The 23531-nt window shown below is 68.5% G+C and carries 18 protein-coding genes, 1 tRNA gene and 4 pseudogenes; 2 read left to right on the top strand and 21 right to left on the bottom strand.

The window, feature by feature from the left end; all coding sequences use genetic code 11:
* Positions 1 to 83: 83 nt before the first annotated feature.
* On the bottom strand, positions 84 to 710 hold the full coding sequence (locus tag L1066_RS02600; RefSeq protein ID WP_312006818.1) for an ANTAR domain-containing response regulator: 627 nt from the start codon (positions 708 to 710) through the stop codon (positions 84 to 86).
* An 82-nt stretch (positions 711 to 792) separates the two neighbouring features.
* Between L1066_RS02600 and L1066_RS02595 the strand changes: the two genes are divergently transcribed.
* Positions 793 to 868, top strand: a tRNA-Leu gene (locus L1066_RS02595).
* 91 nt (positions 869 to 959) lie between these two features.
* On the opposite strand, the gene L1066_RS02590 is transcribed toward L1066_RS02595, so the two are convergent.
* Genes L1066_RS02590 through L1066_RS02580 form a run of 3 tightly spaced genes read right to left on the bottom strand, consistent with a single transcriptional unit; the run spans position 960 to position 2939 of the window.
* Positions 960 to 1829, bottom strand: a complete 870-nt coding sequence (locus tag L1066_RS02590) for an IS3 family transposase (RefSeq protein WP_235734837.1) — start codon at positions 1827 to 1829, stop codon at positions 960 to 962.
* On the bottom strand, positions 1826 to 2113 hold the full coding sequence (locus L1066_RS02585) for a transposase (RefSeq protein WP_235734836.1): 288 nt from the start codon (positions 2111 to 2113) through the stop codon (positions 1826 to 1828). The genes L1066_RS02590 and L1066_RS02585 overlap by 4 nt, the downstream gene beginning before the upstream one ends.
* A 58-nt stretch (positions 2114 to 2171) precedes the next feature.
* Positions 2172 to 2939, bottom strand: a complete 768-nt coding sequence (locus L1066_RS02580; RefSeq protein ID WP_235734835.1) for a DDE-type integrase/transposase/recombinase — start codon at positions 2937 to 2939, stop codon at positions 2172 to 2174.
* 178 nt (positions 2940 to 3117) lie between these two features.
* Here L1066_RS02580 and L1066_RS02575 point away from each other — a divergent pair, with 178 nt between their 5' ends.
* Positions 3118 to 3867 (top strand): helix-turn-helix domain-containing protein, encoded by a 750-nt coding sequence (locus L1066_RS02575; RefSeq protein WP_235734834.1) that lies wholly within the window; start codon positions 3118 to 3120, stop codon positions 3865 to 3867.
* Between the two features lie 3 nt (positions 3868 to 3870).
* On the opposite strand, the pseudogene pyk reads toward L1066_RS02575, so the two are convergent.
* The 17 genes and pseudogenes from pyk to L1066_RS02490 form a co-directional block, all read right to left on the bottom strand.
* Positions 3871 to 5312: pseudogene (pyk, locus tag L1066_RS02570) on the bottom strand (pyruvate kinase).
* 160 nt (positions 5313 to 5472) lie between these two features.
* Positions 5473 to 6933, bottom strand: a complete 1461-nt coding sequence (locus tag L1066_RS02565; RefSeq protein ID WP_235734833.1) for a glutamate synthase subunit beta — start codon at positions 6931 to 6933, stop codon at positions 5473 to 5475.
* Entirely contained in the window at positions 6926 to 11461 is a 4536-nt protein-coding gene (gene gltB / locus L1066_RS02560; protein WP_235734832.1) for a glutamate synthase large subunit, read from the bottom strand. Before gltB ends, L1066_RS02565 begins: the two co-directional genes overlap by 8 nt.
* Before the next feature lie 179 nt (positions 11462 to 11640).
* Positions 11641 to 12278: pseudogene (locus L1066_RS02555) on the bottom strand (VIT1/CCC1 transporter family protein).
* Between the two features lie 70 nt (positions 12279 to 12348).
* Complete coding sequence (gene lgt / locus L1066_RS02550) at positions 12349 to 13239, bottom strand: prolipoprotein diacylglyceryl transferase (protein ID WP_235734831.1); 891 nt, start codon at positions 13237 to 13239, stop codon at positions 12349 to 12351.
* Positions 13236 to 13868, bottom strand: coding sequence for an SCO family protein (locus L1066_RS02545; RefSeq protein ID WP_235734830.1), 633 nt, complete (start codon positions 13866 to 13868; stop codon positions 13236 to 13238). Before L1066_RS02545 ends, lgt begins: the two co-directional genes overlap by 4 nt.
* The gene (trpA, locus tag L1066_RS02540; RefSeq protein WP_235734829.1) at positions 13849 to 14646 is read right to left on the bottom strand and encodes a tryptophan synthase subunit alpha; all 798 of its coding nucleotides are present in this window, start codon (positions 14644 to 14646) and stop codon (positions 13849 to 13851) included. The genes L1066_RS02545 and trpA overlap by 20 nt, the downstream gene beginning before the upstream one ends.
* Before the next feature lie 10 nt (positions 14647 to 14656).
* A pseudogene (trpB, locus tag L1066_RS02535) lies at positions 14657 to 15859 on the bottom strand (tryptophan synthase subunit beta); the annotation flags it as partial.
* Positions 15856 to 16664: pseudogene (gene trpC / locus L1066_RS02530) on the bottom strand (indole-3-glycerol phosphate synthase TrpC). The pseudogenes trpC and trpB, both read right to left, overlap by 4 nt.
* An 88-nt stretch (positions 16665 to 16752) precedes the next feature.
* Positions 16753 to 17160, bottom strand: a complete 408-nt coding sequence (locus tag L1066_RS02525) for a DUF2752 domain-containing protein (protein WP_235734828.1) — start codon at positions 17158 to 17160, stop codon at positions 16753 to 16755.
* The gene (locus L1066_RS02520; protein ID WP_235734827.1) at positions 17147 to 17341 is read right to left on the bottom strand and encodes an HGxxPAAW family protein; all 195 of its coding nucleotides are present in this window, start codon (positions 17339 to 17341) and stop codon (positions 17147 to 17149) included. Before L1066_RS02520 ends, L1066_RS02525 begins: the two co-directional genes overlap by 14 nt.
* 105 nt (positions 17342 to 17446) lie before the next feature.
* Positions 17447 to 18106, bottom strand: coding sequence for a Trp biosynthesis-associated membrane protein (locus L1066_RS02515; RefSeq protein ID WP_235734826.1), 660 nt, complete (start codon positions 18104 to 18106; stop codon positions 17447 to 17449).
* 4 nt (positions 18107 to 18110) lie between these two features.
* On the bottom strand, positions 18111 to 18461 hold the full coding sequence (hisI, locus tag L1066_RS02510) for a phosphoribosyl-AMP cyclohydrolase (protein WP_235734825.1): 351 nt from the start codon (positions 18459 to 18461) through the stop codon (positions 18111 to 18113).
* Positions 18458 to 20275, bottom strand: coding sequence for an ABC transporter ATP-binding protein (locus tag L1066_RS02505; RefSeq protein WP_235734824.1), 1818 nt, complete (start codon positions 20273 to 20275; stop codon positions 18458 to 18460). The genes hisI and L1066_RS02505 overlap by 4 nt, the downstream gene beginning before the upstream one ends.
* On the bottom strand, positions 20272 to 22029 hold the full coding sequence (locus L1066_RS02500; RefSeq protein WP_235734823.1) for an ABC transporter ATP-binding protein: 1758 nt from the start codon (positions 22027 to 22029) through the stop codon (positions 20272 to 20274). The genes L1066_RS02505 and L1066_RS02500 overlap by 4 nt, the downstream gene beginning before the upstream one ends.
* A 117-nt stretch (positions 22030 to 22146) precedes the next feature.
* On the bottom strand, positions 22147 to 22728 hold the full coding sequence (locus L1066_RS02495; protein WP_235734822.1) for a hypothetical protein: 582 nt from the start codon (positions 22726 to 22728) through the stop codon (positions 22147 to 22149).
* Between the two features lie 81 nt (positions 22729 to 22809).
* On the bottom strand, positions 22810 to 23454 hold the full coding sequence (locus L1066_RS02490; protein ID WP_235734821.1) for a hypothetical protein: 645 nt from the start codon (positions 23452 to 23454) through the stop codon (positions 22810 to 22812).
* Positions 23455 to 23531 lie beyond the last annotated feature (77 nt).

Here is a 23531-nt window from a genome sequence, read left to right as displayed (position 1 = left end):
ACTACTGCCAATCAGCGCCAATGACGTGACCCAGGTCACCTCGTTGTCAACTTGTGACCTCGAGCACATGCGCTCGAAATATTTCAGTCGCCGCTGGACTCCACGACGGCCGGGCCGTGCTCCACCACGCCTTCCGCGACCTGTCGCATGGAGTAGCGCAGGTCCATGGCGGTCTTCTGGATCCAACGGAACGATTCGGGTTCACTGAGCCCCAGTTGGGACTGCAACACGCCCTTCGCGCGGTCGACGAGCTTGCGGGTCTCGAGTCGCTCGCTGAGGTCGGCGACCTCACCCTCGAGCTGGGTGAGCTCCGCGAAGCGGCTCACGGCCATCTCGATGGCGGGCACCAGGTCGCTCCGGGTGAAGGGCTTGACCAGGTAGGCCATCGCCCCGGCTTCGCGCGCCCGCTCGACCAGCTCACGCTGGGAGAAGGCGGTCAGGATCACGACCGGAGCGATGCGCTGCGCAGCGATGCGAGCCGCAGCAGCGATGCCGTCCAGCTTGGGCATCTTCACATCACAGATGACCAGGTCGGGGAGCAGTTCCTCGGCCAGAGCGATGGCCCGCTCACCGTCTGCCGCCTGGCCGACGACGTCGTAGCCCTCCTCGACCAGCATCTCCGCGAGGTCCATGCGGATGAGGGCCTCGTCCTCGGCGATCACGACGCGGTGTGTGGTCGGTGCGGACTGGGGGGATTCGTTCACGTGCACAGGTTATTCGATGACCGTGTCACGCGTCCCGGTCGGACCTCGACGCGCCTGCCGATCCCCTGTCCGGTAGCGTTCCTCCCGCGCCCCGGTAGCCCAACGGCAGAGGCAGTGGTCTCAAACACCATCCAGTGTGGGTTCGAATCCCACCCGGGGCACCACTGTGATGTCTCAGGACATCGCGGACACCCGAACCCACGGATATGTGGGTTGGAGCCTGACCCGGTTCTCCGGACACGGTTGGTGTGTTGATCATGCCGCCGGTGTGGCGGCGGTGTGAAGGGCTTCGAACTCGGCCGGGGCGTGCATGCCCAGGGAGGTGTGCCGGCGGCGCGGGTTGTACCAGGCCCCGATCCACTCGAAGATCGCTCTGCCGAGCTCGTCGATGGTCTCCCACGGCTGCTGGTCGAGCAGCTCGCGTTGCATGGTCGACCAGAACGACTCGATCATCGAGTTGTCCACCGACGAGGCGACCCGGCCCATGGATCCGAGCAGTCCGGCATCACGCAGCCGGTGCCCGAACACCCACGACGTGTACTGACTGCCCCTGTCGGAGTGCACGATGGTGCCCTCGGGACGTCGTCGCCAGGTCGCCATCTGCAACGCGTCGACGACGAGGTCTGATCGCATGTGGTCCGCGATCGACCAGCCCACGACGAGTCGGCTGAACACGTCCAGGACCGCGCAACAGTAGACCTTCCCGCCCCGGGTCGGATGCTCGGTGATGTCGGTGCACCACAGACGATCCGGCCCATCGGCGACGAACTTTCGTTGCACGAGGTCCTCATGGACCGCCGCAGCTGGCTTGTGCCGCTTCTTCGGCCGATGGCTGATACCGGCCACCCGGAGCATCCGCATCAGCCTCGCGACCCGCTTGCGGCCGACCTTGATGCCCATCCCGAGCCGGAGCTCTGCGTGGACCCGTGGGGAGCCATAGGACAGACGTGAAGCGTCGTGGATCGCGACGATCGTGTTCGCCAGATAGGCATCGGCGACATCGCGGTCCGAGGGCGGTCGCTTGGCCCACTCGTAGTAGCCCGACCTCGAGACCTTCAGCACCCGGCAGGACACCGCGACGTCGAACCCGTCCGCGGCCAGGTCCCTGACCAGCCGGTACCTCATTTTGGGAGCACGTTCTCCTTCGCGAACAGCGCTGCTGCCCGCTTGGTGATCTCCAGCTCCATCTCCAGACGACGGTTCTCCCGACGCAACCTGACGAGCTCTTCGCGCTCGTTCGTCGACAGGCCTTCCCTCCGGCCGGTGTTGACATCGTCCTGGTCCATCCAGCGGCGCAGGCCGGACTCGCTAATCCCAAGCTCCTTGGCAACCTTCGCGACCGACGCGCCCGGCTGGCGGGCCAGGTCGATCGCCCTGCGGCGGAACTCCGGTGGGTGTGGTGCAGGCATCTACAGACTCCTCCCCTGCAACGATCATCGCTACAGATCAGGTGTCCGGGCTACCGGGTCAGGCTCCCCTCTCCACCTTGCCTTGGGTGGTGGGGTGGTTCGGCTTGCCGTTCTTCTGGATTACGTGCCAGGTGTGGAGTTGTTGTTCGAAGCCGTTGCGTCCTCCGCGGTGGCCGGTGCTGGCCAGGCGGACGGTGTAGACCATGCCGTTGTCGGTGAGGGTGGATGCGGGGATGCCGTGCTGGGCTGCGGTTTGTCTGAAGGTCGTGAGCACGATGGGGGTGGTGATGGCCCGGTGTGCGCTGAGGTGAAGCGCGTAGCGGGTGCAGTCGTCGAGCCAGGTGATGATCTCGATGCCCTTGGGGAAGGTGGCGGTGTCGGTGAGCCGGTAGTGGGTGAAGTCGGACTGCCAGGTTTCGTTGGGCATCGCTGCTTCGAAGCGGATGTAGGAGGACTTCGGTCGTTTCTTCGGCTCGGGGGTGACGGCGCCGTGGCGGGTCAGGATCCGGTGGATGGTGGCGCGCGAGAGGACTGTGTCGTGATGCTGGGTGAGGTGCCAGGCCAGGGTGTCGGCTCCGGCGTCGTGGCCGCCCTCGAGGAGTTGCTTGCGTAGCCGCAGGACCAGTTCGACGGTCGCGGGTGGAGTCGCGCCCGGTGAGGTCTTCGGGGCCCGGGATCGGGGCTCGAAGGCGGCCTCGCCCTCGTCGCGGTGGCGGGCGAGGAGTTCGTAGATCCAGGAGCGGGACACGCCGTAGGCCGCAGCGACCTCGGCGACGGGCCGCTTCTCTACGGTCACGGCGGTGATGACCAGGCGGGCCTTCGACATGCCCGCGAGGATCTCGGAGGGTGTGCATACACCCGCTCGTCAGCCCCTCGGTAGGTGGTTCCGCAGTGTCCGGGATGTCCTGAGACATGTGTCCGGGATGTCGTGAACCAGCACACCACCCGGGGCACCACCACCAACGCTCCCTCGGTTGTCGGTGGCCCTTGGCACGCTGTTGCCCATGTACAGCACCGAGGACCATCGGCAAGCTCTGCGGATGCTCGCCGCCGGAGACTCGCTCAGCAAGGTGAGCCGGCAGCTCGGCGTCAGCCGATCGGCGCTGCGCGCCTGGCGCGACGACGGGCCACCGCATCAGCCCCACCGCGGAGAGTGTCCACGGTGCGACTCCGCCCCGCTCGACGAAGGCGCCTACGCGTCCCTGCTCGGCTTCTATCTCGGTGACGGCACGATTGCGAAGGCGGCGACCTATCACTCGCTTCGCGTCTCCTGTGATCGTCAGTACCCCGGCATCGTGGCCGACGTCGAAGGCTCGATCCTCCGCGTACGTCCCAGGTCCTCGATCTTCCACGTCGCCGCACCCGGCGTCGTGATTGTGCACGCGAACTGGACCCACTGGCCCTGCCTTTTCCCGCAGCACGGCCCGGGACGCAAGCACGATCGGCGCATCCTGCTCGAGCCGTGGCAGGAGAGGATCGCCGACCGACATCCCGCCGGGCTGCTCCGTGGCCTGTTCCACTCCGACGGTGCCCGTGTCGCAAACTGGGCGACCCGCGCCGTGGCAGGAGAGCCCAAGCGCTATGACTATCCCCGCTGGCAGTTCAGCAACAGGTCAGACGACATCCACGCCATCTGCCAGCAGGCTCTCGACACTGCCGGCATCCCTTGGCGCCGATCATCAGCCCTCCACACGTCGGTCTCCACCCGCGCGGGCGTGGCTGCACTCGACGAGCTGATCGGCCCGAAGCGCTAGCGCCTACTTCCGATAGGCCGGGACCACGCCGTTGATGGCATCGCCCATCCGGTGGATGTGCACGGCGTTGGTCGACCCCGGGATGCCGGGAGGGGCACCGAAGATGATCACGACCATCTCCCCTCCTTCGCGCGCCCCTGCTGGAGCAGCGCCTCGTCGACCTGGTGCACCATCTGGTCGGTGTGCTCGACCTCCGGGGTCTGGAAGGTCTCCACGCCCCAGGTCATCGCCAGCTGGTTGCGGACCTTCTCCAACGGGGTGAAGGCGAGCACCGGGATCTCGCCGCGGTAGCGCGAGACGCGACGCGCGGAGTCGCCGCTCTGGGTGAAGGCCACCAGGTAGCGAGCCTCGACACGTTCCGCGACCTCGGCAGCAGCCTTGGCGATGATGCCGCCCTTGGTGTGGGGCTGCCAGTCGATCTTCGCAGTGATCTCCAGACCCTGCTCCTCGGCGGATGTGAGGATTCGGGCCATGGTGCGCACGGTCTGCAATGGGTACTTGCCGACGCTGGTCTCCCCCGAGAGCATCACCGCGTCGGCGCCGTCGAGCACCGCGTTGGCTACGTCGGAGGTCTCGGCTCGGGTCGGGGCCGGGGCACCGATCATCGACTCGAGCATCTGGGTGGCCACGATGACCGGCTTGGCCATGCGTCGTGCCTTCTCGATGACCATCTTCTGGATGAACGGCACGTCCTCGAGGGGGCACTCCACGCCCAGGTCACCGCGCGCGACCATGATGGCGTCGAAGCTCTTGATGATCTCGTCGATGTTCTCCACGGCCTGGGGCTTCTCGATCTTGGCGATGACGGGCACCCGGACCCCCACCTCGTCCATGATCCGCCGGACCCCGTCGACGTCGCGGGCGTTGCGCACGAAGGACAGCGCGATGTAGTCGACACCCAGCCCCAACGCGAAGCGCAGGTCGTCGATGTCCTTCTCGGACAGCGCCGGCACGGAGACTGCCACGCCAGGGAGGTTGATCCCCTTGTGATCGCTGATCGGTCCGGCAATCTCCACGCGGGTCTCGACGGTGTCATGGGTGAACCCGGTGACGCGCAGACGCACCTTGCCGTCGTCGATCAGGATCGGGTCACCGACGTGCACGTCGCGCGGCAATCCGGCGTACGTCGTCGAAGCAAGGTGGGCGTCGCCCGGGACGTCGCGGGTGGTGATGGAGAAGAGCTGCCCCGGCTCGAGCACGACAGGGCCGTCGGCGATGTTGCCGAGGCGGATCTTGGGGCCCTGCAGGTCAGCGAAGACACCCACCGCGCGGCCCGAGGCAGCGGCCGCCTCACGGACCCGGTCGTAGTTGACGCGGTGGTCTTCGTGAGTCCCGTGGCTCATGTTCATCCGGGCGACGTCCATGCCGGCGTCAACCAGCGCGCGGATGTCTTCGAGGGCGGAGGACGCAGGTCCCAGGGTGCAGACGATCTTGGCTTTTCGCACGTGCCCAACCCTACTCGGCCGACACCCGGAACCCGCGCCAGGACAGGCGTCCCGGCCGTTAACTCCCGCCGAACCTTCAGTTGGAACACGCGAACCTGCAGTTCCGTGCACGTAGCGTGCGAGAAACTGCAGGTTCGCGTGTTCTGAGTGAAGGTTCGCGTCAGGCGAGGAGCTGGCGCGCGGTCGGCGGGATCGGGGTCGGCAGCGACGTCGATCCGGTCAGGTAGGCATCGACCGCAGCTGCTGCCGAACGTCCCTCCGCGATGGCCCACACGATCAGCGACTGCCCGCGACCGGCGTCACCGGCGCAGAAGACCCCGTCGACGGACGTCGCGTACCGCGAGTCGCGGATGATGTTGCCGCGCTCGTCCAGCTCCACCCCGAGCTGCTCGACGATGCCCTCCTTCTGGGGCCCGACGAAGCCCATGGCGAAGAGCACCAACTCGGCCGGGATCTCGCGCTCGGTGCCCGGCACCGGCTGGAACGAGGCGTCGACCTCGACCAGGCTCAGTGCCCGGACGTTGCCCTCCTCGTCGCCGAGGAACTCCTGGGTGGAGACCGAGTAGACCCGGTCACCGCCCTCCTCGTGCGCGGAGGAGACCCGGAAGAGCATCGGGAAGGTCGGCCACGGCTGACCCTCCGGGCGATCGGTGCCCGGACGGCTCATGATCTCCAGCTGGGTGACCGAGGCCGCCCCCTGTCGCAGCGCAGTGCCGAGGCAGTCGGCACCGGTGTCACCGCCTCCGATGATCACGACGTTCTTGCCGGTCGCCACGATCTGGTCGGCGACCTCCTGGCCAAGGGCGACCCGATTGGCCTGGGGCAGGTAGTCCATGGCTTGGTGTACGCCGCCCAGTTCACGACCGGGCACCGGGAGGTCACGTGGCACCGTCGAGCCGATCGTCAGCACCACGGCGTCGAATCGGTTGCGGAGTTGGTCGCCGGTCACCGACTTGCCAACCTCGACGCCGGCCTTGAAGACCGTTCCCTCGCGGCGCATCTGGTCGAGTCGCCGGTCGATGTGGACCTTCTCCATCTTGAACTCGGGGATCCCGTAACGCAGCAGTCCGCCGATCTCGTCGGCCCGCTCGTAGACGGCCACGGTGTGGCCCGCACGGGTCAACTGCTGCGCAGCCGCCAGGCCGGCGGGACCGGAGCCCACGACCGCGACCGTCTTGCCGGTCAGCCACTCGGGCGCCTGCGGTTCGACGTTGCCCTCGTCCCACGCTCGGTCGATGATCGAGACCTCGACGTTCTTGATGGTCACCGGATCCTGGTTGATGCCCAGGACACAGGCCGCCTCGCACGGCGCCGGACACAACCGACCGGTGAACTCCGGGAAGTTGTTGGTGGCGTGCAGCCGGTCCATCGCGCCAGACCAGTCGTCGCGCCAGACCAGGTCGTTCCACTCGGGGATGATGTTGCCCAACGGGCAACCCTGGTGGCAGAACGGAATGCCGCAGTCCATGCAGCGGCCGGCCTGCTTGCTGATGATCGGCAGCAGCGCGCGACCGATTCCACCGCCCGGGTAGACCTCGTTCCAGTCCTTGACGCGTTCCTCGACGGGACGGCGCTCGGCAACCTGCCGACCGTCCTTGAGGAAACCCTTGGGGTCAGCCATGAAGCACCTCCATGATCCGGGCCTCGGTCTGGGACTCGTCCAGACCCTCCGCCTGGGCTGCCGCACGGGCGTCGAGCACGCGGCGGTAGTCCCGAGGCATGACCTCGGTGAATCGACCGAGCGTGTTCGCCCAGTCGGACAACAGTTCGTCGGCGACCGTCGAACCGGTCTCCTCGTGGTGACGGGTGACGAGCTCGTGGAGCTCCTCAGCCGCCTTGTCGGTCACCGGCCCGAGGTCGACGAGCTCCCGGTTGACGCGAGCCTCGTCGAGGTCGAGCACGTAGGCGTAGCCACCGGACATGCCGGCAGCGAGGTTGCGGCCGGTCGGCCCGAGGATCAGGACGCGACCACCGGTCATGTATTCGAGACCGTGGTCACCCACACCCTCCACGACCGCCGTCGCCCCCGAGTTGCGCACGCAGAACCGCTCCCCCGCCTTGCCACGCAGGAAGATCTCGCCCGACGTGGCGCCGTACCCGATCGTGTTGCCGGCAATGACCTGTTCGCTCGCGTCGAACGTGGCGCTCCGGTCCGGACGGACGACGACCCGTCCACCGGAGAGCCCCTTGCCGACGTAGTCGTTGGCGTCGCCCTCGAGGCGCAGCGTGACACCCGTGGGCAGGAAGGCACCGAAGGACTGGCCCGCCGAGCCGGTGAAGGTGAGGTCGATCGTGCCGTCCGGGAGGCCGGCACCGCGATAGCGCTTGGTCACCTCGTGACCCAGCATCGTGCCGACCGTGCGGTTGACGTTGCGCACCGCGATCTGGGCGCGCACCGGCTCACCACGCTCGAGCGCAGGCTCCGCGATGCGGATGAGCTCCTGGTCGAGCGCCTGGTCGAGGCCGTGGTCCTGGCTGGTCGTACGCCGCAACGCGGCACCCTCCGGGAGTTCCGGCAGGTGCAGCACCGGCGTCAGGTCGAGCCCGGCGGCCTTCCAGTGGTCGACAGCCTTCTCGACGTCGAGGGTGCGGACCTGTCCGACCGCCTCCTCGAGCGAGCGGAAACCGAGCTCGGCGAGGAGCTCGCGGACCTCCTCGGCGATGTAGGTGAAGAAGTTCACCACGAACTCTGCCTTGCCGGAGAAGCGTTCGCGCAGCACTGGGTTCTGCGTGGCGACTCCCACCGGACAGGTGTCGAGGTGGCACACACGCATCATGATGCAGCCGGAGACCACCAGCGGAGCAGTCGCGAAACCGAACTCCTCCGCGCCGAGCAGCGCGGCGATGACCACGTCGCGTCCCGTCTTCAGCTGACCGTCGGTCTGCACGACGATGCGGTCCCGCAGGCCGTTGAGCAGCAGGGTCTGCTGCGTCTCGGCGAGACCCAGCTCCCACGGGCCACCGGCGTGCTTCAACGACGTCAACGGGGAAGCACCGGTGCCGCCGTCGTGGCCGGAGACGAGCACCACGTCCGCATGTGCCTTGGACACGCCCGCGGCGACCGTGCCGACGCCGACCTCGGAGACCAGCTTCACGTGGATCCGCGCAGACGGGTTCGCGTTCTTCAGGTCATGGATCAGCTGAGCCAGGTCCTCGATCGAATAGATGTCGTGGTGGGGCGGCGGGGAGATGAGTCCCACGCCGGGCGTGCTGTGCCGGGTCTTGGCCACCCACGGATAGACCTTGTGACCGGGCAGCTGCCCGCCCTCGCCTGGCTTGGCACCCTGCGCCATCTTGATCTGGATGTCGTCGGCGTTGGTCAGGTATTCGCTGGTCACGCCGAAGCGGCCCGAGGCGACCTGCTTGATCGACGAGCGACGCTCGGGGTCGTAGAGACGCTCAGGGTCCTCGCCGCCCTCACCTGTGTTGGACTTGGCACCCAACCGGTTCATCGCGATGGCCAGGGTCTCGTGCGCCTCGCGGCTGATCGACCCGTAGGACATGGCGCCGGTGGAGAAGCGCTTCACGATCTCGGACGCGGGCTCGACCTCATCGATCGGGATCGGCTGGCGACCGGTCTCGGCGGCATCCTTGAACTTGAAGAGACCCCGCAGGGTCATCAGGCGCTCGGACTGCTCGTCGATGCGCGCCGTGTACTGCTTGAAGACGTCGTAGCGACCGGCGCGGGTGGAGTGCTGGAGGCGGAAGACCGTCTCGGGGTCGAAGAGATGCGGTTCGCCCTCTCGACGCCACTGGTATTCGCCACCGATCTCCAGCTCCCGGTGGGCCGGCACGATGCCGTCGCGCGGGTAGGCGACCGTGTGCCGAGCGGCGACCTCGCTCGCGACGGTGTCGAGACCGATGCCACCGAGCTTCGAGGTGGTGCCGGTGAAGTAGCGGTCGACCAGCTCCTGGGAGAGACCGATCGCCTCGAAGACCTGGGCACCGGTGTAGGACGCGACGGTGGAGATGCCCATCTTGGACATCACCTTGAGGACGCCCTTGCCCAGCGACTTCACCAGGTTGCGCACCGCGACCTGGGGCTCGGTGTGGACGAAGTAGCCCTCACGGGCCAGGTCCTCCACCGACTCCATGGCGAGGTAGGGGTTGACCGCAGCCGCGCCGTAGCCGACCAGCAACGCGACGTGGTGGACCTCGCGGACGTCGCCGGCCTCGACGACCAGACCGACCTGGGTACGGGTCTTCTCCCGCACCAGGTGGTGGTGCACCGCAGCGGTGAGCAACAGCGACGGGATCGGCGCCAGGTCTGCGGTGGAGTGCCGGTCGGAGAGCACGATGATGCGGGCGCCGTCGCCGATGGCCGTGGAGACCTCGGCACAGATCTCGTCGAGGCGAGCGGCCAACGCGTCGCCGCCACCGGCAACCTTGTAGAGACCGCGGGCGACGTGGCAACGCAGGCCGGGGGTGTCACCCTCGCTGTCGGCGTAGCGGATCTTGACGAGGTCGTCGTTGTCGATGACCGGGAAGGGCACCACGATCTGACGGCACGAGTCCGGTCCCGCGCCGAGCAGGTTGTCCTCCGGCCCGATGGTGCCGTTGAGGGAGGTGACGAGCTCTTCACGGATGGCATCCAACGGCGGATTCGTGACCTGGGCGAAGAGCTGGGTGAAGTAGTCGAAGAGCAACCGCGGCTTGGCGGACAGCGCCGCGATCGGCGAGTCGGTACCCATGGAGCCGATCGGCTCGCCCGACGTGTTCGCCATCGGGGCGAGGATGACCCGAAGCTCCTCCTCGGTGTAGCCGAACACCTGCTGGCGGCGGGTGACCGATGCGTGGGTGTGCACGACGTGTTCCCGGTTGGGGATGTCGTTGAGGTTGATCAGTCCACCCTCGAGCCACTCGTCGTACGGCGCGGCCGCGGCGAGCTCGGACTTGATCTCCTCGTCCTCGACGATCCGGTGCTGCTCGGTGTCGACCAGGAACATGCGTCCCGGCTGGAGACGGCCCTTGCGGACGATGCTGGCGGGGTCGAGGTCGAGCACGCCGACCTCGGAGGCCAGCACGACGAGGCCGTCATCGGTGACCCAGTAGCGGGAGGGGCGCAAGCCGTTGCGGTCGAGCACGGCACCCACCTGGGTACCGTCGGTGAAGACGACGCATGCGGGGCCGTCCCACGGCTCCATGAGGGCCGAGTGGAACTCGTAGAAGGCACGGCGGGCCGGATCCATGTCCGGGTTGTTCTCCCACGCCTCCGGGATCATCATCAGCACCGAGTGCGGCAGCGAGCGGCCACCGAGGTGGAGCAGCTCGAGCACCTCGTCGAACGACGCCGAGTCGGACGCGCCGGTGGTGCAGATCGGGAACAGCCGCTTGAGGTCACCGGGGATGACGTCGCTGGCGAGCAGCTCCTCACGGGCACGCATCCAGTTGCGGTTGCCCATGACCGTGTTGATCTCGCCGTTGTGCGCGATGAAGCGGAACGGGTGGGCCAGGGGCCAGCTCGGGAAGGTGTTGGTGGAGAAGCGCGAGTGCACCACGGCGACCGCACTGGCGACCCGCTCGTCGACGAGGTCGGGGAAGACCCGGTCGAGCTGGTCGGTGGTCAGCATGCCCTTGTAGGCGAGCGTGCGCGAGGAGAGCGACGGGAAGTAGACGTCGGTCTCGCGCTCCGCGCGCTTGCGCAGGCAGAAGGCCAGCCGCTCCAGCGCCATCTGGTCGCCGACCGGGCCGGACACGAAGAGCTGGGTGAACGTCGGCATGCAGCCGAGGGCAGCAGCACCCAGCGTGCTGGGGTCGACCGGGACCTCGCGCCAACCGAGGACGGTGAGGCCCTCCTCCTTGGCGATCTCCTCGATCCGCTCCCGGGTGATCGACACGTTGTCGGCGTCACCGGGCAAGAAGGCGGTGCCGACCGCGTACTCCCCCTCTGCGGGGAGCTCGAAGTCGACCACGGCGCGCAGGAACGCGTCGGGCACCTGCATGAGGATGCCGGCGCCGTCGCCGGAGTTGACCTCCGCGCCGGCGGCACCACGGTGCTCGAGGTTGCGGAGGGCGGTCAGGGCCTGCGCCACGATCTTGTGGCTGGCTGCGCCGGTCAGGGTCGCCACGAACGCGACGCCGCAGGCGTCGTGCTCGAAGTTGGCGTCGTACAAACCCTGCGGCGGCGGGAATGCGTGCATCGGAGGCATTCTCCCGTCGTCTGTGACGAGCATGCGGGAGCATGAAAGGATCCCGGGGCTCGTCAGCGTGGAACTGCAATGATCTGCAAGGGACGACATTGGCCCGAGCGGGAGGCACCATGCTAACACCGCCACGGGGTGCGGGCGCCACTTGGGAGTGTGGCGCCGCTCTCGACACCACGGGGACCTCAGCCTAGACCAGCGCCGACCAGGCTGCCGATCCAGAAGGTGACGGCGAAGGCGGCGCTGCCGAGCACCACCTGCCGCAAGCCGCCGAACCACCACGGCCTGCTGGTCACCCGGGTGACCAGCGCCCCACAGACGAACAGGGCGACCAACGTGAGACCGATGGACCAGGCCAGCAGACCCGCACCGCCCACGAGGAACGGCACCACCGGCACCATCGCTCCCAACGAGAAGGACAGGAACGACGAGATCGCGGCCAAACTCGGGGAGGCGAGGTCGTCGGGATCGACACCGAACTCCTCCATCGCGTGAACCGCGACGGCAGCGTCCACGTCCCGGTGCACCTGACTGGCGACCTCCTGCGCCAACTCCGGATCCAGCCCACGTTCGGTGAGCATCGCGGCGAGTTCGGCCCGCTCCCCGTCAGGGTTGTCGATGATCTCCTGACGTTCGAGTGCGATCTCCTTCTCGGCGGCCTCCGACTGGCTGGCCACCGAGGCGTACTCCCCGCCGCCATCGAGAAGGCGCCGGCCGCGAGGCCGGCGAGACCGGCAAGCACGACGGCCTTGTTGTCGCCGGTGTCCTGGGTACCGCCGGCCACGCCCGCGATCAGGGCCGCATTCGAGACCAGACCGTCCATCGCCCCGAACACGGCAGGACGCAGCCAACCACCGGAGACGTCACCGTGCTCGTGCGCAGTGGGACCCGGCTCAGTCGTCGGTGACTTCTCGTCCTGAGGCTGCCGCGGCGTCTGGCTCATGACCCTCACGGTAGACGGATTCCTCGTGGCCCGGCGTGCGCCGCAAGGAAATCACGAAGTAACAGGCTGCGGCGACGAAGAGGATGATCGACGTCCACACGTTCCACCGCAGGCCGAGCACGTTGTCGAGCTGCACGTCATCGATGCGGAGCGTCTCGATCCAGCCACGCCCAGCGGTGTAGGCCATCACGTAGAGCGCGAGCATGCGACCGTGACCGATACGACGGCGCCGGTCGAGCCAGATCAGGAGCGCAAAGGCGGCCAGGTTCCACAGGGCCTCGTAGAGGAAGGTCGGATGGAAGGTGGTGCCGACCGGGAAGCCGGCGTCCAGAGCCGTGTCGGGTGAGACCGACAGCGCCCACGGGAGGTCCGTCGGCTTGCCGAAGAGCTCCTGGTTGAACCAGTTCCCGAACCGGCCCAACGCCTGGGCGACCAGCACGCCGGGAGCCAAGGTGTCGAGCACGGGAAGGAGCTTGAGCCCCATGACCCGGGCACCGATCACGGCGCCCACCGCGCCGAGCGCGATGCCGCCCCAGATCCCGAGGCCGCCGTTCCAGATGTAGAGCGCTTCGATCGGTTCGCGTGGCGCCCCTTCACCGAAGTAGAGCCGCCAGTCGGTGAGCACGTGGTAGAGCCGGGCGCCGACGATGCCGAACGGCACCGCCCACACCGCGATGTCGGTCATCTGACCGGCTTGGCCACCGCGGGCCACCCACCGTCGTTCGCCGATCCAGATCGCCGCGACGATGCCGACGACGATGCACAGCGCATAGGCCCGCAGCGGGAAGGGCCCGAGATGCCAGACGCCCTCCGCAGGGCTGGGAATGGTCCAGAGCGTCACGCGTCCTCCAACCAGAGGGAGATGTCCTGTGCGAGTTGCTGCGGGGTCACGTCCTGCGGCCAGTAGTGGTCGATGTTGCCGTCGGGAGACAGCGCGAACACCTGGGTACCGTGCGTGACGTCGTACCCGCCGGAGGGGAGCTTGTCCTCGACCTCGAACGCGACGTGGAAGGAGCTCGCCGCATCCGAGAGGTCGTCGAGGTCCCCGGTGAGACCAACGAAGCTCGGATCGAAGCGGTCCAGGTAGCGACGCAGCGCCTTCTCGGTGTCGCGTGCCGGGTCGGTGGTCACGAAGACCACGTCGACGTCGGCCACGTCATCACCGATGCGGGTGAGCGCGCTGGTGATGTTGCCCATCACCATCTGGCAGATGTCGGGGCACATGCTGTAGCCGAAGAAGACCAGCGTGAGCGGCTTCGTGGCATCGGCTGCCAAGGAGTACGCCGCACCTGAGGTGTCCGTCAGCGCCACGTCCGAGGCAACCCAAGGGGTCGTCAGCTCGGTGCCACTGAGCTCGCCCTTGTCACTCGTCTCGGCCTTCGCGCATCCGGACAGCACGAGGCCGGCCACGAGCAATGCGGTCGCGGCGCGCCGACGCAGTGTCCCGAGCTCACGCACCGCGCACTCCACGGACCAGCTCCTCGGTGAGATCGCGCAGCTGCTTGTCGGCGACCGTACGGTCGCCGTCGGCGGTCTGGATCGCGCGCACGAAGGCAGAACCGACGATGACCGCGTCGGCGAAGCGGGCCACTTCAGCGGCCTGGGCACCCGTGGACACGCCCACCCCGACGCCCACCGGCAGGTCGGTGGTGGCCTTGGTACGCGCGACGAGGGGCTCGGCCAGGTTGCTCGTGGTCGCCCGGGCGCCGGTGACCCCCATGACGGCGGTGGCGTAGACGAAGCCTCGGCAGTGTGCCGTGGTCATCGCGATGCGCTCGTCGGTCGAGGACGGCGCCACGAGGAACACCTTGTCGAGGTCGCGGGCGTCCGCCGCAGCGATCCACTCGGCACCGTAGTCAGGCGTGATGTCGGGCGTGATCAGCCCAGCGCCGCCCGCACTGGCAAGGTCGGTGGCGAACTTCTCGACGCCGTAGCGCTCGATCGGATTCCAATAGGTCATCACCAGCGTCGGTACGCCGGTTGCCGCCACGGCCTCGACGGTGCGCAGCACGTCGCTCGTGCGGATGCCACCCTCGAGCGCCTGCTGCGCTGCCGCTTGGATCGTGGGTCCGTCCATGACCGGGTCGGAGTAGGGCAGCCCGATCTCGACGATGTCGACACCGGCCTCGACCATCGCCTTGATGGCGTCGATGGCGCCGGGCACGTCGGGGTAGCCGGCAGGCAGGTAGCCGACGAGGGCGGAACGTCCCTCGTCGCGGGCGGTTGCGAAGGCGCGGTCGACGCTCACTGGCCCTCCCCTCTCCGAGGCCGAACCATTCGATGGCCGTACCCATGTCCTTGTCGCCGCGGCCGCTGAGGTTGATCAGCAAGATGGCGTCCTCACCCCGCTCCTCGCGGAGCTTCGGAGCGAGGCGCAGCGCGCCGGCGAGGGCATGCGCCGACTCCACGGCCGGGATGATGCCCTCGGTACGACTCAGCAGGGCCAGCGCCTCCATCGCCTCGGTGTCGGTGACGGCCTCGTAGGTGGCCCGACCGGTCCTGGCGAGGTGGGAGTGCTGCGGACCGACACCCGGGTAGTCCAGGCCCGCGGAGATCGAGTGGGACTCGATCGTCTGGCCGTCGTCGTCCTGCAACACATAGGTGCGGGCGCCGTGGAGGACGCCGCTCTGGCCGGCCACGATCGTGGCCGCGTGGCGCCCGGTCTCCACTCCGTCACCGCCGGCTTCGTAGCCGTGGATGGCGACGTCGGGGTCGTCGAGGAAGGCGGTGAAGAGTCCGATGGCATTGGAACCGCCACCGACGCAGGCGGCGATCGCATCGGGCAACCGACCTTCCTGCTCCAGGCACTGGGCCCGGGCCTCGTCACCGATCCCGCGGCAGAAGTCGCGGACCATGCTCGGGAACGGGTGCGGGCCGGCCGCCGTACCGAAGAGATAGGCGGTGTGGTGGACGGAGGCGACCCAGTCGCGCAGGGCCTCGTTGATGGCGTCCTTGAGCGTCGCCGATCCGGACTCGACGGGGATGACCGTGGCACCGAGCAGTTGCATCCGAGCCACGTTGAGCGCCTGACGGCGGGTGTCGACCGCACCCATGTAGACGGTGCAGTCGAGGCCGAAGTAGGCGGCCGCGGTGGCACTCGCAACACCGTGCTGCCCGGCGCCGGTCTCGGCGATCACCCGGGTCTTGCCCATCCGCTTGGTGAGCATGGCCTGCCCGAGCACGTTGCGGATCTTGTGGGCGCCGGTGTGGTTGAGGTCCTCGCGCTTGAGGAGCACCTTCACTCCAGCCTGCTTCGAGAGCCGCTCCGCGTGGTAGAGCCGGCTGGGCGCACCTGCGTAGTCGCGGATGATCGCGTCGAAGTCGGCAACGAACTGGGGGTCCGCCATCGCGTCACGCCAGGCGACGTCGAGCTCGTCGAGCGCAGCGACCAGGGCTTCCGGCATGAACCGGCCCCCGAAGTCACCGAAGAACCCGCGATCGTCTGCGGCGAACTGACTCACAGCTGTCCTCCCGGAGCAGTGGTGGTGGCGGTGATGCCGGACATGGCTCGGACGGCTCCCTCGGGGTCACCGTCCTTCACCAGGGCTTCACCGACGAGCACGACACGAGCGCCCTGGTCAGCGAAGCGTTGTACGTCGGCGGTGCAGGTGATCCCGGACTCCGCGACGAGCACCCGGTCGTCGGGGACGAGCGGCGCCAGTCGACCGAAGGTGTCGTTGTCGACGGCCAAGGTCTTGAGGTTGCGCGCATTGACGCCGATGAGCTCCGCGCCGAGGTCGACGGCCCGGCGAGTCTCCTCGGCGTCGTGCACCTCGACCAGGGGGTGAGCCCGAGCGAGAGCGCCTCGGCGTGGAGCGACGTGAGCAGCGCATCGTCGAGCGCCGCCACGATCAGCAGGACGAGGTCGGCGCCGGCAGCCCGGGCCTCGTGGATCTGGTAGGCGTCGACGACGAAGTCCTTGCGCAGCAGCGGGGTGTCGACCGCGGCGCGGACGGCGCGCAGATCGGCCAGGCTGCCGCCGAAACGCCGTTCTTCGGTGAGGACGCTGATGGCGCCGGCACCACCACGTGCGTAGGCCCCGGCCAGGACCGCGGGGTCGGGGATGTCGGCCAGCTCGCCCTTGCTGGGGCTGCGACGCTTGACCTCGGAGATCACGCTGATCCCGGCGGCGCGGAAGTGAGGCATCGGATCGCGCGGGGCGGGAGTGGCAGCCGCTGCCTCTCGGACCGCCCGGTCGTCCACCAACTCGCGGCGCGAAGCCATGTCGATCCGGACACCCGCGACGATGTCGTCGAGCACTGTCATGCCCTGCACTCACCTTTCTGAAGGACCGGGACCACCTTCTCACCCCGGGCCAGAACTACTGTCGGCGGACCGTTCCGCGGGCATCCGTTCAGGAGGCGAGCCACGCACCGGCCGGCAGATTGCGGAGCACCGTGAAGATCGCCAGCCCGACGAGCCCTCCTCCCCAGACCCAGCCCGGGACGGTCGGCATCGGCAGACCCGTGCGGGTGCGATGCACCCACAGCAGCCACAGCGCGATCGCGACGGGAGCGAGCAGCACCACGAGCAGGTTGCTCGAGACCGCGGCCAGCACGTCGCCGTGGGTCAGGTCGTTGACGGCACGCAAGCCGCCGCAACCGGGGCAGTCCAGGCCGACGAGCCACTTCCACGGGCAGAAACCCCAGGACCCGGACACGTGCGGGTCGCGGAGACGGAGCGCGACGGCCGTCGCGGCCGCTCCGACGGGCAGGGCCCATCGGAGTGCCGGCGCTTGAGCCTGCGGCTCAGGAGTCGCCAAAGCCCATCTTGTTCATGACCACGAAGACCACCAGCGCGACGGGCACCAGGATGAAGCCGATCCACATGATCGTGAGATTGATCGGGGAGAGCATGAGCGCGATGCTCGCCACGAGGAAGCCGACCATGGCGACCGCCACAGCGGTCCAAGCTGCCGGAGTGTTGCCGTGGTGTGCAGACATGCAGGGATTCTCCTCGTGGAACGGGCCAGAACTGGCTTGAGTCTAGACGAGCGGGGTTGTGCGTCCTCGGTCGGCCTCGCCGGGCACGTCACCAGCAGCCGCTGGTCAGGCGGTCGGGTCCTCGCCCTCGTCGAGCGCCTTCCAGAGGTCGAGGTTGCTCCGCTCCTCGGGGGCTGCCGCGGGAGTCGCCTGTGTGGTCCCCGGCGCGTCGTAGCGACCGCCCATCGTGGGCCAGCTCCGGACGAACCGTAGGGAGAGGCCAGCGACCACGACCGACAGGGTGGCCCCGATGCAGGCAGTCCAGAACCATCCGGTGGGTTCGACGACGATGTGGTCCGTCAAGCCCTCGGAGTTGCCCAGTCGGGAGGCCACTGCCTCGGCATAGGAGTCGGTGCCGGTGAGGTAGCCAGCGACGAGCGCCACCAGGACCCCGAGCGCAGCAACGAGGAGGAGCCCTGCCATGGCGACCCGTACCCGGCCCCGGGTGACCAGCAGCACGCCCCAGCAGGCCAACAGGACCAGGGCCAGTCCAGCAGCCAACGGCAGGTCACCACTCACGGTGGGCAGCCCGGTGCCGAAGAGCGGCAGGTCGGCATGACTGGAGGGATCGACCTGCGACATGAGGTCTTCGGAGACCCCCGCATCGCTGAGCGACTGCGGGTCGACGCGCATCATCTGCTTGGTCGCCGCGACGGCCGTCAGGACTCCGGTGGCGAGACCTGCGAGGACCAGTGGTCCGAAGTGGGTACGACGCTTCTCGGCCACCGGCTCAGCTCCCGGCCGGACCGAGCAGGTCCGCGTCGAAACACGTCCGATCGCCGGTGTGACACGCGGCGCCCTCCTGGTCGACCTTCAGCAACAGGGTGTCACCGTCACAGTCGAGACGGACCTCCTTGACCCACTGCCGGTGGCCCGACGTCTCGCCCTTCACCCAGTACTCCTTGCGCGAGCGCGACCAGTAGGTGGCGCGTCCCGTCGAGAGGGTGCGGGCCAGGGCCTCGTCGTCCATCCAGCCGAGCATCAGCACGTCACCGGTGTCGTGCTGCTGGACGATCGCGGGCACCAGGCCGTCGGCCGTGCGCTTGAGTCGGGCAGCGATGTCGGCGTCGAGTGCAGTCACCCGGACATCATCCCACCTGCTGATCGGCACCTTGTTGGGCCACCCACGACGCGTGCAACGCCGCGTACGGCCCCTGCTCGCGCAGCAGGGCTGCGTGCGGGCCGCGCTGCACCACCCGACCGGCGTCGACCACGATCACCTCGTCGGCGTTCTCCGCGGTGCTCAGGCGGTGGGCGATCGTGACCGAGGTGCGGCCCTGCATGAGAGTCTCGAGGGCTCGACCGATCCGCATCTCCAGGCGCGGGTCGACGGCGCTGGTGGCTTCGTCGAGGACCAGGAGATCGGGGTCGACGAGGTGCGCGCGCAGCAGCGCGACGAGCTGCCGTTCCCCGCCGACAGCGACTCCCGCGCTGCCCGACCCGGGTGTCGAGGCCGGACGGCAAGGTGGCCACCCAGTCGCTGAGCCCGAGGGCGGTCGCCGACGCCCCGATCTCGTCGTCGGTGGCGTCGAGGCGGCCGTAGCGGACGTTCGCCCGCAGCGTGTCGTCGAACAGGAACCCCTCCTGGGGCACGAGCACCACGGACCGTCGCAGCGACGACGCGCGCACCCGACGTACGTCGACGCCGTCGAGCAGCACCTCACCCTGGACCGGGTCCATGAGTCGGGTGAGCAGCTTGGCGAAGGTGGACTTGCCGGAGCCGGTCTCGCCGACGATCGCCACCCGGGTGCCGGCGGCAACGCTGAGGTCGATGTCGCGCAGCACCGGCGGACCGCCCGGGTAGCTGAAACCGACGTCGGCGAACCTGACGTCGATGGGTCCACGCGGCAGCACCTCGCCCGACTCCCCGGGGTCGACCAGGTCAGCTGGGGTGTCGAGGACCGAGATCACCCTGCGCCAGCCGGCGATCGCGCTCTGGGCGTCGGTGAGGATCTGGGTGCCCATCTGGACGGGGCCCACGAAGAGGGTCACGAGGAAGGCGAAGGCCAACACCTCGCCGGCCGTGATGTCGCCCGCGAAACCGAGCAGGATGCCGATGACCAGGACTCCGGCGTTGGCGAGACCGCCGGAGAGCCCGCCGAGCGAGAAGGAGAACGCTGTGAAACCTTGGGCGCGGGTGCTGGCGGCTCGGTATTCGTCGACGGCTCGGTCGATCTTGGCCTGGGTGCGGGCCTCGGCTGCGTAGGAGCGGACGACCTCGGCCCCGACCACCGGCTCGGAGATCGCCGAAAGCATCACGCCCACTTGTTGACGCACGATGCCGTAGGCCAGCGACAGCTTCTGCTGGAAGTAACGCAACGAGAGCAGGAGCGGCAGGAAGCAGAGCCAGACCACGATCGTGAGCTGCCACGAGTAGACGAGCATGATGATCGTCGCGACCAGCACCTGCCCGATGCTGACGATGAAGAGGATCCCGCCGAACACCAGGAACTGGGAGACCTGGTCGACGTCGGAGGTGACCCGCGAGACCAGGGAGCCGCGTCGCTCGGTGTTCTGGGTGAGCACCGGCAGCTCGTGGACGTGACGGAACGCCTTGATCCGCAACGTGGCCAGCCCGCGCTCGCCCTGGCGGAAGAGGCGCACGGTCATCAGATAGGAGGCGACGCCGGTCACGATCACGGCGAGGGCCGCGAGCAACCCCATCCTGACGACGAAGCCGACGTCGACCCCCTCCGGGGCGTTGAGCCCGTTGTCGAGGGTCTGCTGGACCGCGATCGGCACCACGACCTGACCACCAGTGGCCAGCACCGCCAGCAGCAACGTGACACCGATGCCCTGGGTGAGTTCAGGTGAGTGCTGCAGACCTCTCCGGATGGTCTTCATGGCGCGGAGGTCGTCGCCGCCGCCCACGCCTGTCTGCGCACGGCTGCTCATGGTGCTGCCACCTCCTCCTGCTCGTAGGCGTTGACCAGGTCGGCGTAGCGCTCGCTGCGGGCCAGCAGCTCCGTGTGGGTGCCACGGTCGACGATGCGACCGTCTGCGAGGTGGAGCACCTCGTCGGCCAGGCTGATCGTGGCCTTGCGGTAGGCCACCACGAGCAGGCTCCCCGAGGCGTCGCCGTCACGCAGTGCGGCCAGGATCCGAGCCTCGACCTCGGGGTCGACCGCCGAGGTCGCGTCATCGAGCACCAGCAGGCGCGGCCGACGCACGAGCGCTCGGGCCAGGGCGATGCGCTGGCGTTGGCCGCCCGAGAGGGAGGCGCCACGTTCGCCGAGGCGGGTGTGGATGCCGTCGGGAAGCGCCGCGACGAAACCATCGGCCTGGGCCACCCGGAGCGCCTCCCAGACCTGGTCGTCGCTGATGTCCCCGCCCAGGGCGATGTTGTCGCGGACGGTGTCGTCGAAGAGGAACGCGGTTTGGCCGACCAGGGAGACGCCCTTGGCCAGCTCTCCGCGGGCCAAGTCGCGGACATCGACTCCGTCGACGGTGACGGACCCCTGCTGGGGGTCGATGAGTCGGGTGACGAGGGCGGTGAGGGTGGTCTTGCCGGAGGCGGTCTCCCCCACCAGGGCGACGCTGCCTCCCGGAGGCACGGTGAAGCTCACGCCCTCGAGCAGCGGCTGCGCCTCGGCGTGGCGGAACTCCAGTCCGGTGACATCGAGACGGAGCCCGACTCCGGCAGCGGGATCCGCGAGCTGTTGGTCGCCGTACTCGGTGTGCTCGGTGGCGTCGAGCACGGAGCTGACCCGGCGGAACCCGACGACACTGCGGGGGAACTCGCCGAGCAGCCAGCCGATCGAACGGATGGGGAAGGCGACGACCATGAGGAGATAGGCGATGGTGACCACGTCGGCAGGGTTGCTGGCTCCACTCTCGACCCGAGCGACACCGGCTGCGAGCACGGCCAGGACTCCCAGGCTCGGCAGGCCCGCGAGCACGGGATCGAAGGCGGCGCGAACCCGCCCGGCGCGGATGAGGACGTCACGCAGCTCATGGCTACGGGCAGCGAAACGGGCGGTCTCCTCCTCCTCGCGGCCCAAGGTCTTGACCACCATCGCCCCCTCGAAGGATTCGTGGGCGATCTCGCTGACCTCGGCGCGGAGCTGCTGCGCTCTGGTGATCAGGGGCGAGGAGAGCCGCTGGAACACGAGATTGGCCACGATCACGGCAGGGAACACCAAGAGGCCGACACCAGCAAGGACGGCGTCGGTGAGGACCATCTGGGTGACGGCGATGACCATCATGGCGATCGTCCCGACCGCCATGGGCAGGGGCGCGATGGGACCCCAGGCCGCCTCGACGTCGGCATTGGCGTTGGAGAGGAGCTGTCCGGTGGGGTGACGTTGGTGCCAGCTCAACGGCAGCTCGAGGTACTTGCGTGTGACAGCGCGGCGGTAGTGCGCCTGCATCCGGTACTGCATGATGCCGGCGCCGAGGCGTCGCGCCACGATGCCGACCGCGCGGAGGATGGCGACCCCGACGAACAGCCCGACGACCGCCCACAGCAGGCCGGCGCCGATCTCACCGTCACGGAAGGCTGGCAGCACCACGTGCTCGGTCGACCACCCGAGCACCCACGCGTCGGCGACGGTCAGGGCGCCGAAGAGCACACTGCCCACCGTGGAGACGGTGAACACCCATGGTTCACGCCTGATGGCGACGCCGAGTACGGCGAAGCCCTCCCTCATCGTGGAAGCGCGTCTGCTCCCGAGCACCGCCTGCGCCACTGCCACCCTCTCGTCGTCTCGTGGGACCAACCCACCACACGGCGCCGACATTCCCGAGGGTCGGTCAGCCCAACGCAGTCAACACCTTGCCGGCGAGCTCGACGGTCTGCGCCCGGAGCGTCGCCAGGTCGATGTCGCCGAGCGGGCGATCGGCGTCGATGTCGAAGGTGTGGGTGTCGGTGCAGACCCGGAGGGTTCCTCCTCCTCGTTGAAGCCCGACTCGACCCACCATGCCCGGGCCTCGAGGCCGGCCACCGGCTCACCCTCGGTGCCGAGATAGCTCAGCGGTGGGCAGGCCAGTTCGCCGCCCGGGAAGTCGTCGGCCACGGACACGGCAAGGCGTACTTCGATCACGTCGTCGGTCTCCCACGTGCACGTCGTGTACTTCCACACGACGTCGTTCTCGTTGGAACTGCCTGCACCCACCGAGTCCGTGGCGATCTCGACACCGAAGCTGTCGGCGACGTCGCTGATGGCGAGTACGTCGCACAGGCCGTCGTCCGCACCGCCCCCGGTCGCCGCGGATCCAGCGGGGGTGGACGCCGCGGGCGTCGACGACTCCTCGCCTGCCTCCGCCGCATCGTCCCCGCAACCGGCCAGTGCCAGGGTGAGGACGAGCGACGCCGTCGACGACAGGATCACGCTGGCGAATCTGGACACGGGAGCACCTCCGAGACGACGAGACACTCACACCGTAGGGCCGTGGTGAACCTTCTGTCCGGGAAACCCACCAGCGTGGACTCAGTCGCCGAGCGCGCCGACGACCTTCTCGGCGGCCGCCAGCGTCGGCTCCAACAGCTTCGCTCCGGAGACCTGCCCGTTCCGGTCCGCGACGAGATCGATGACGTGGGTGTCGGTGCAGGCCCGGAGGCTTCCCTCCGTGGCGGCGTCGGTGTGCTCGACCCAGGAGGCACGTGCCCCGGACAAACCGACGGGCGCCGCTTCGCGACCGTAGTGGGTCAGTGTTGGGCAACTCAACGCTCCGTCGGAGACGTCCTCGGCGTCGGCGATCTTCAGTTGCAGGTTGATCTGGCCGGCGGTGAACCACGTGCACGAGACGTAGTCCCACTCGAGCTCGCCCTGGTTGACGTGCCCGCTGCCGGTCGTCTGCGTGACGACCTCGACCTCGAAGGTCGCCACGACCTCCGCCTCAGGGAGCAGGAGGCACGCGGTGGCGTCCTCTGGCTCTTCGGGCGTCCCCACCGCGCTGGGGGCCGCAACAGCCGCGGACGGTGCGGACTCGTCCGAGGGAAGTGACCCGAAGGGGGCGTCCGACCCACCGGACGCTCCGGAGTCGCCATCGCTGTTGCAGGCGGTCAGCACCAGCCCGACTGCGATCAGCGCCGTCGAGGCCAGCAGTGTCGCCGGACGGACGAACAAACGCATGGGTACCAACACCTTCGGGTTCGGGTCGTGCCGAGTCAGCAGCGCCGTACCCGGGGCGGAGGTGCTCGAAACCAACG

Source organism: Nocardioides alcanivorans, from assembly GCF_021555175.1.
GTDB classification, from domain to species: domain Bacteria; phylum Actinomycetota; class Actinomycetes; order Propionibacteriales; family Nocardioidaceae; genus Nocardioides; species Nocardioides alcanivorans.
The sequence above is the reverse complement of the archived record's forward strand: the minus strand, read 5'-3'. Positions and strand labels throughout refer to the sequence as shown.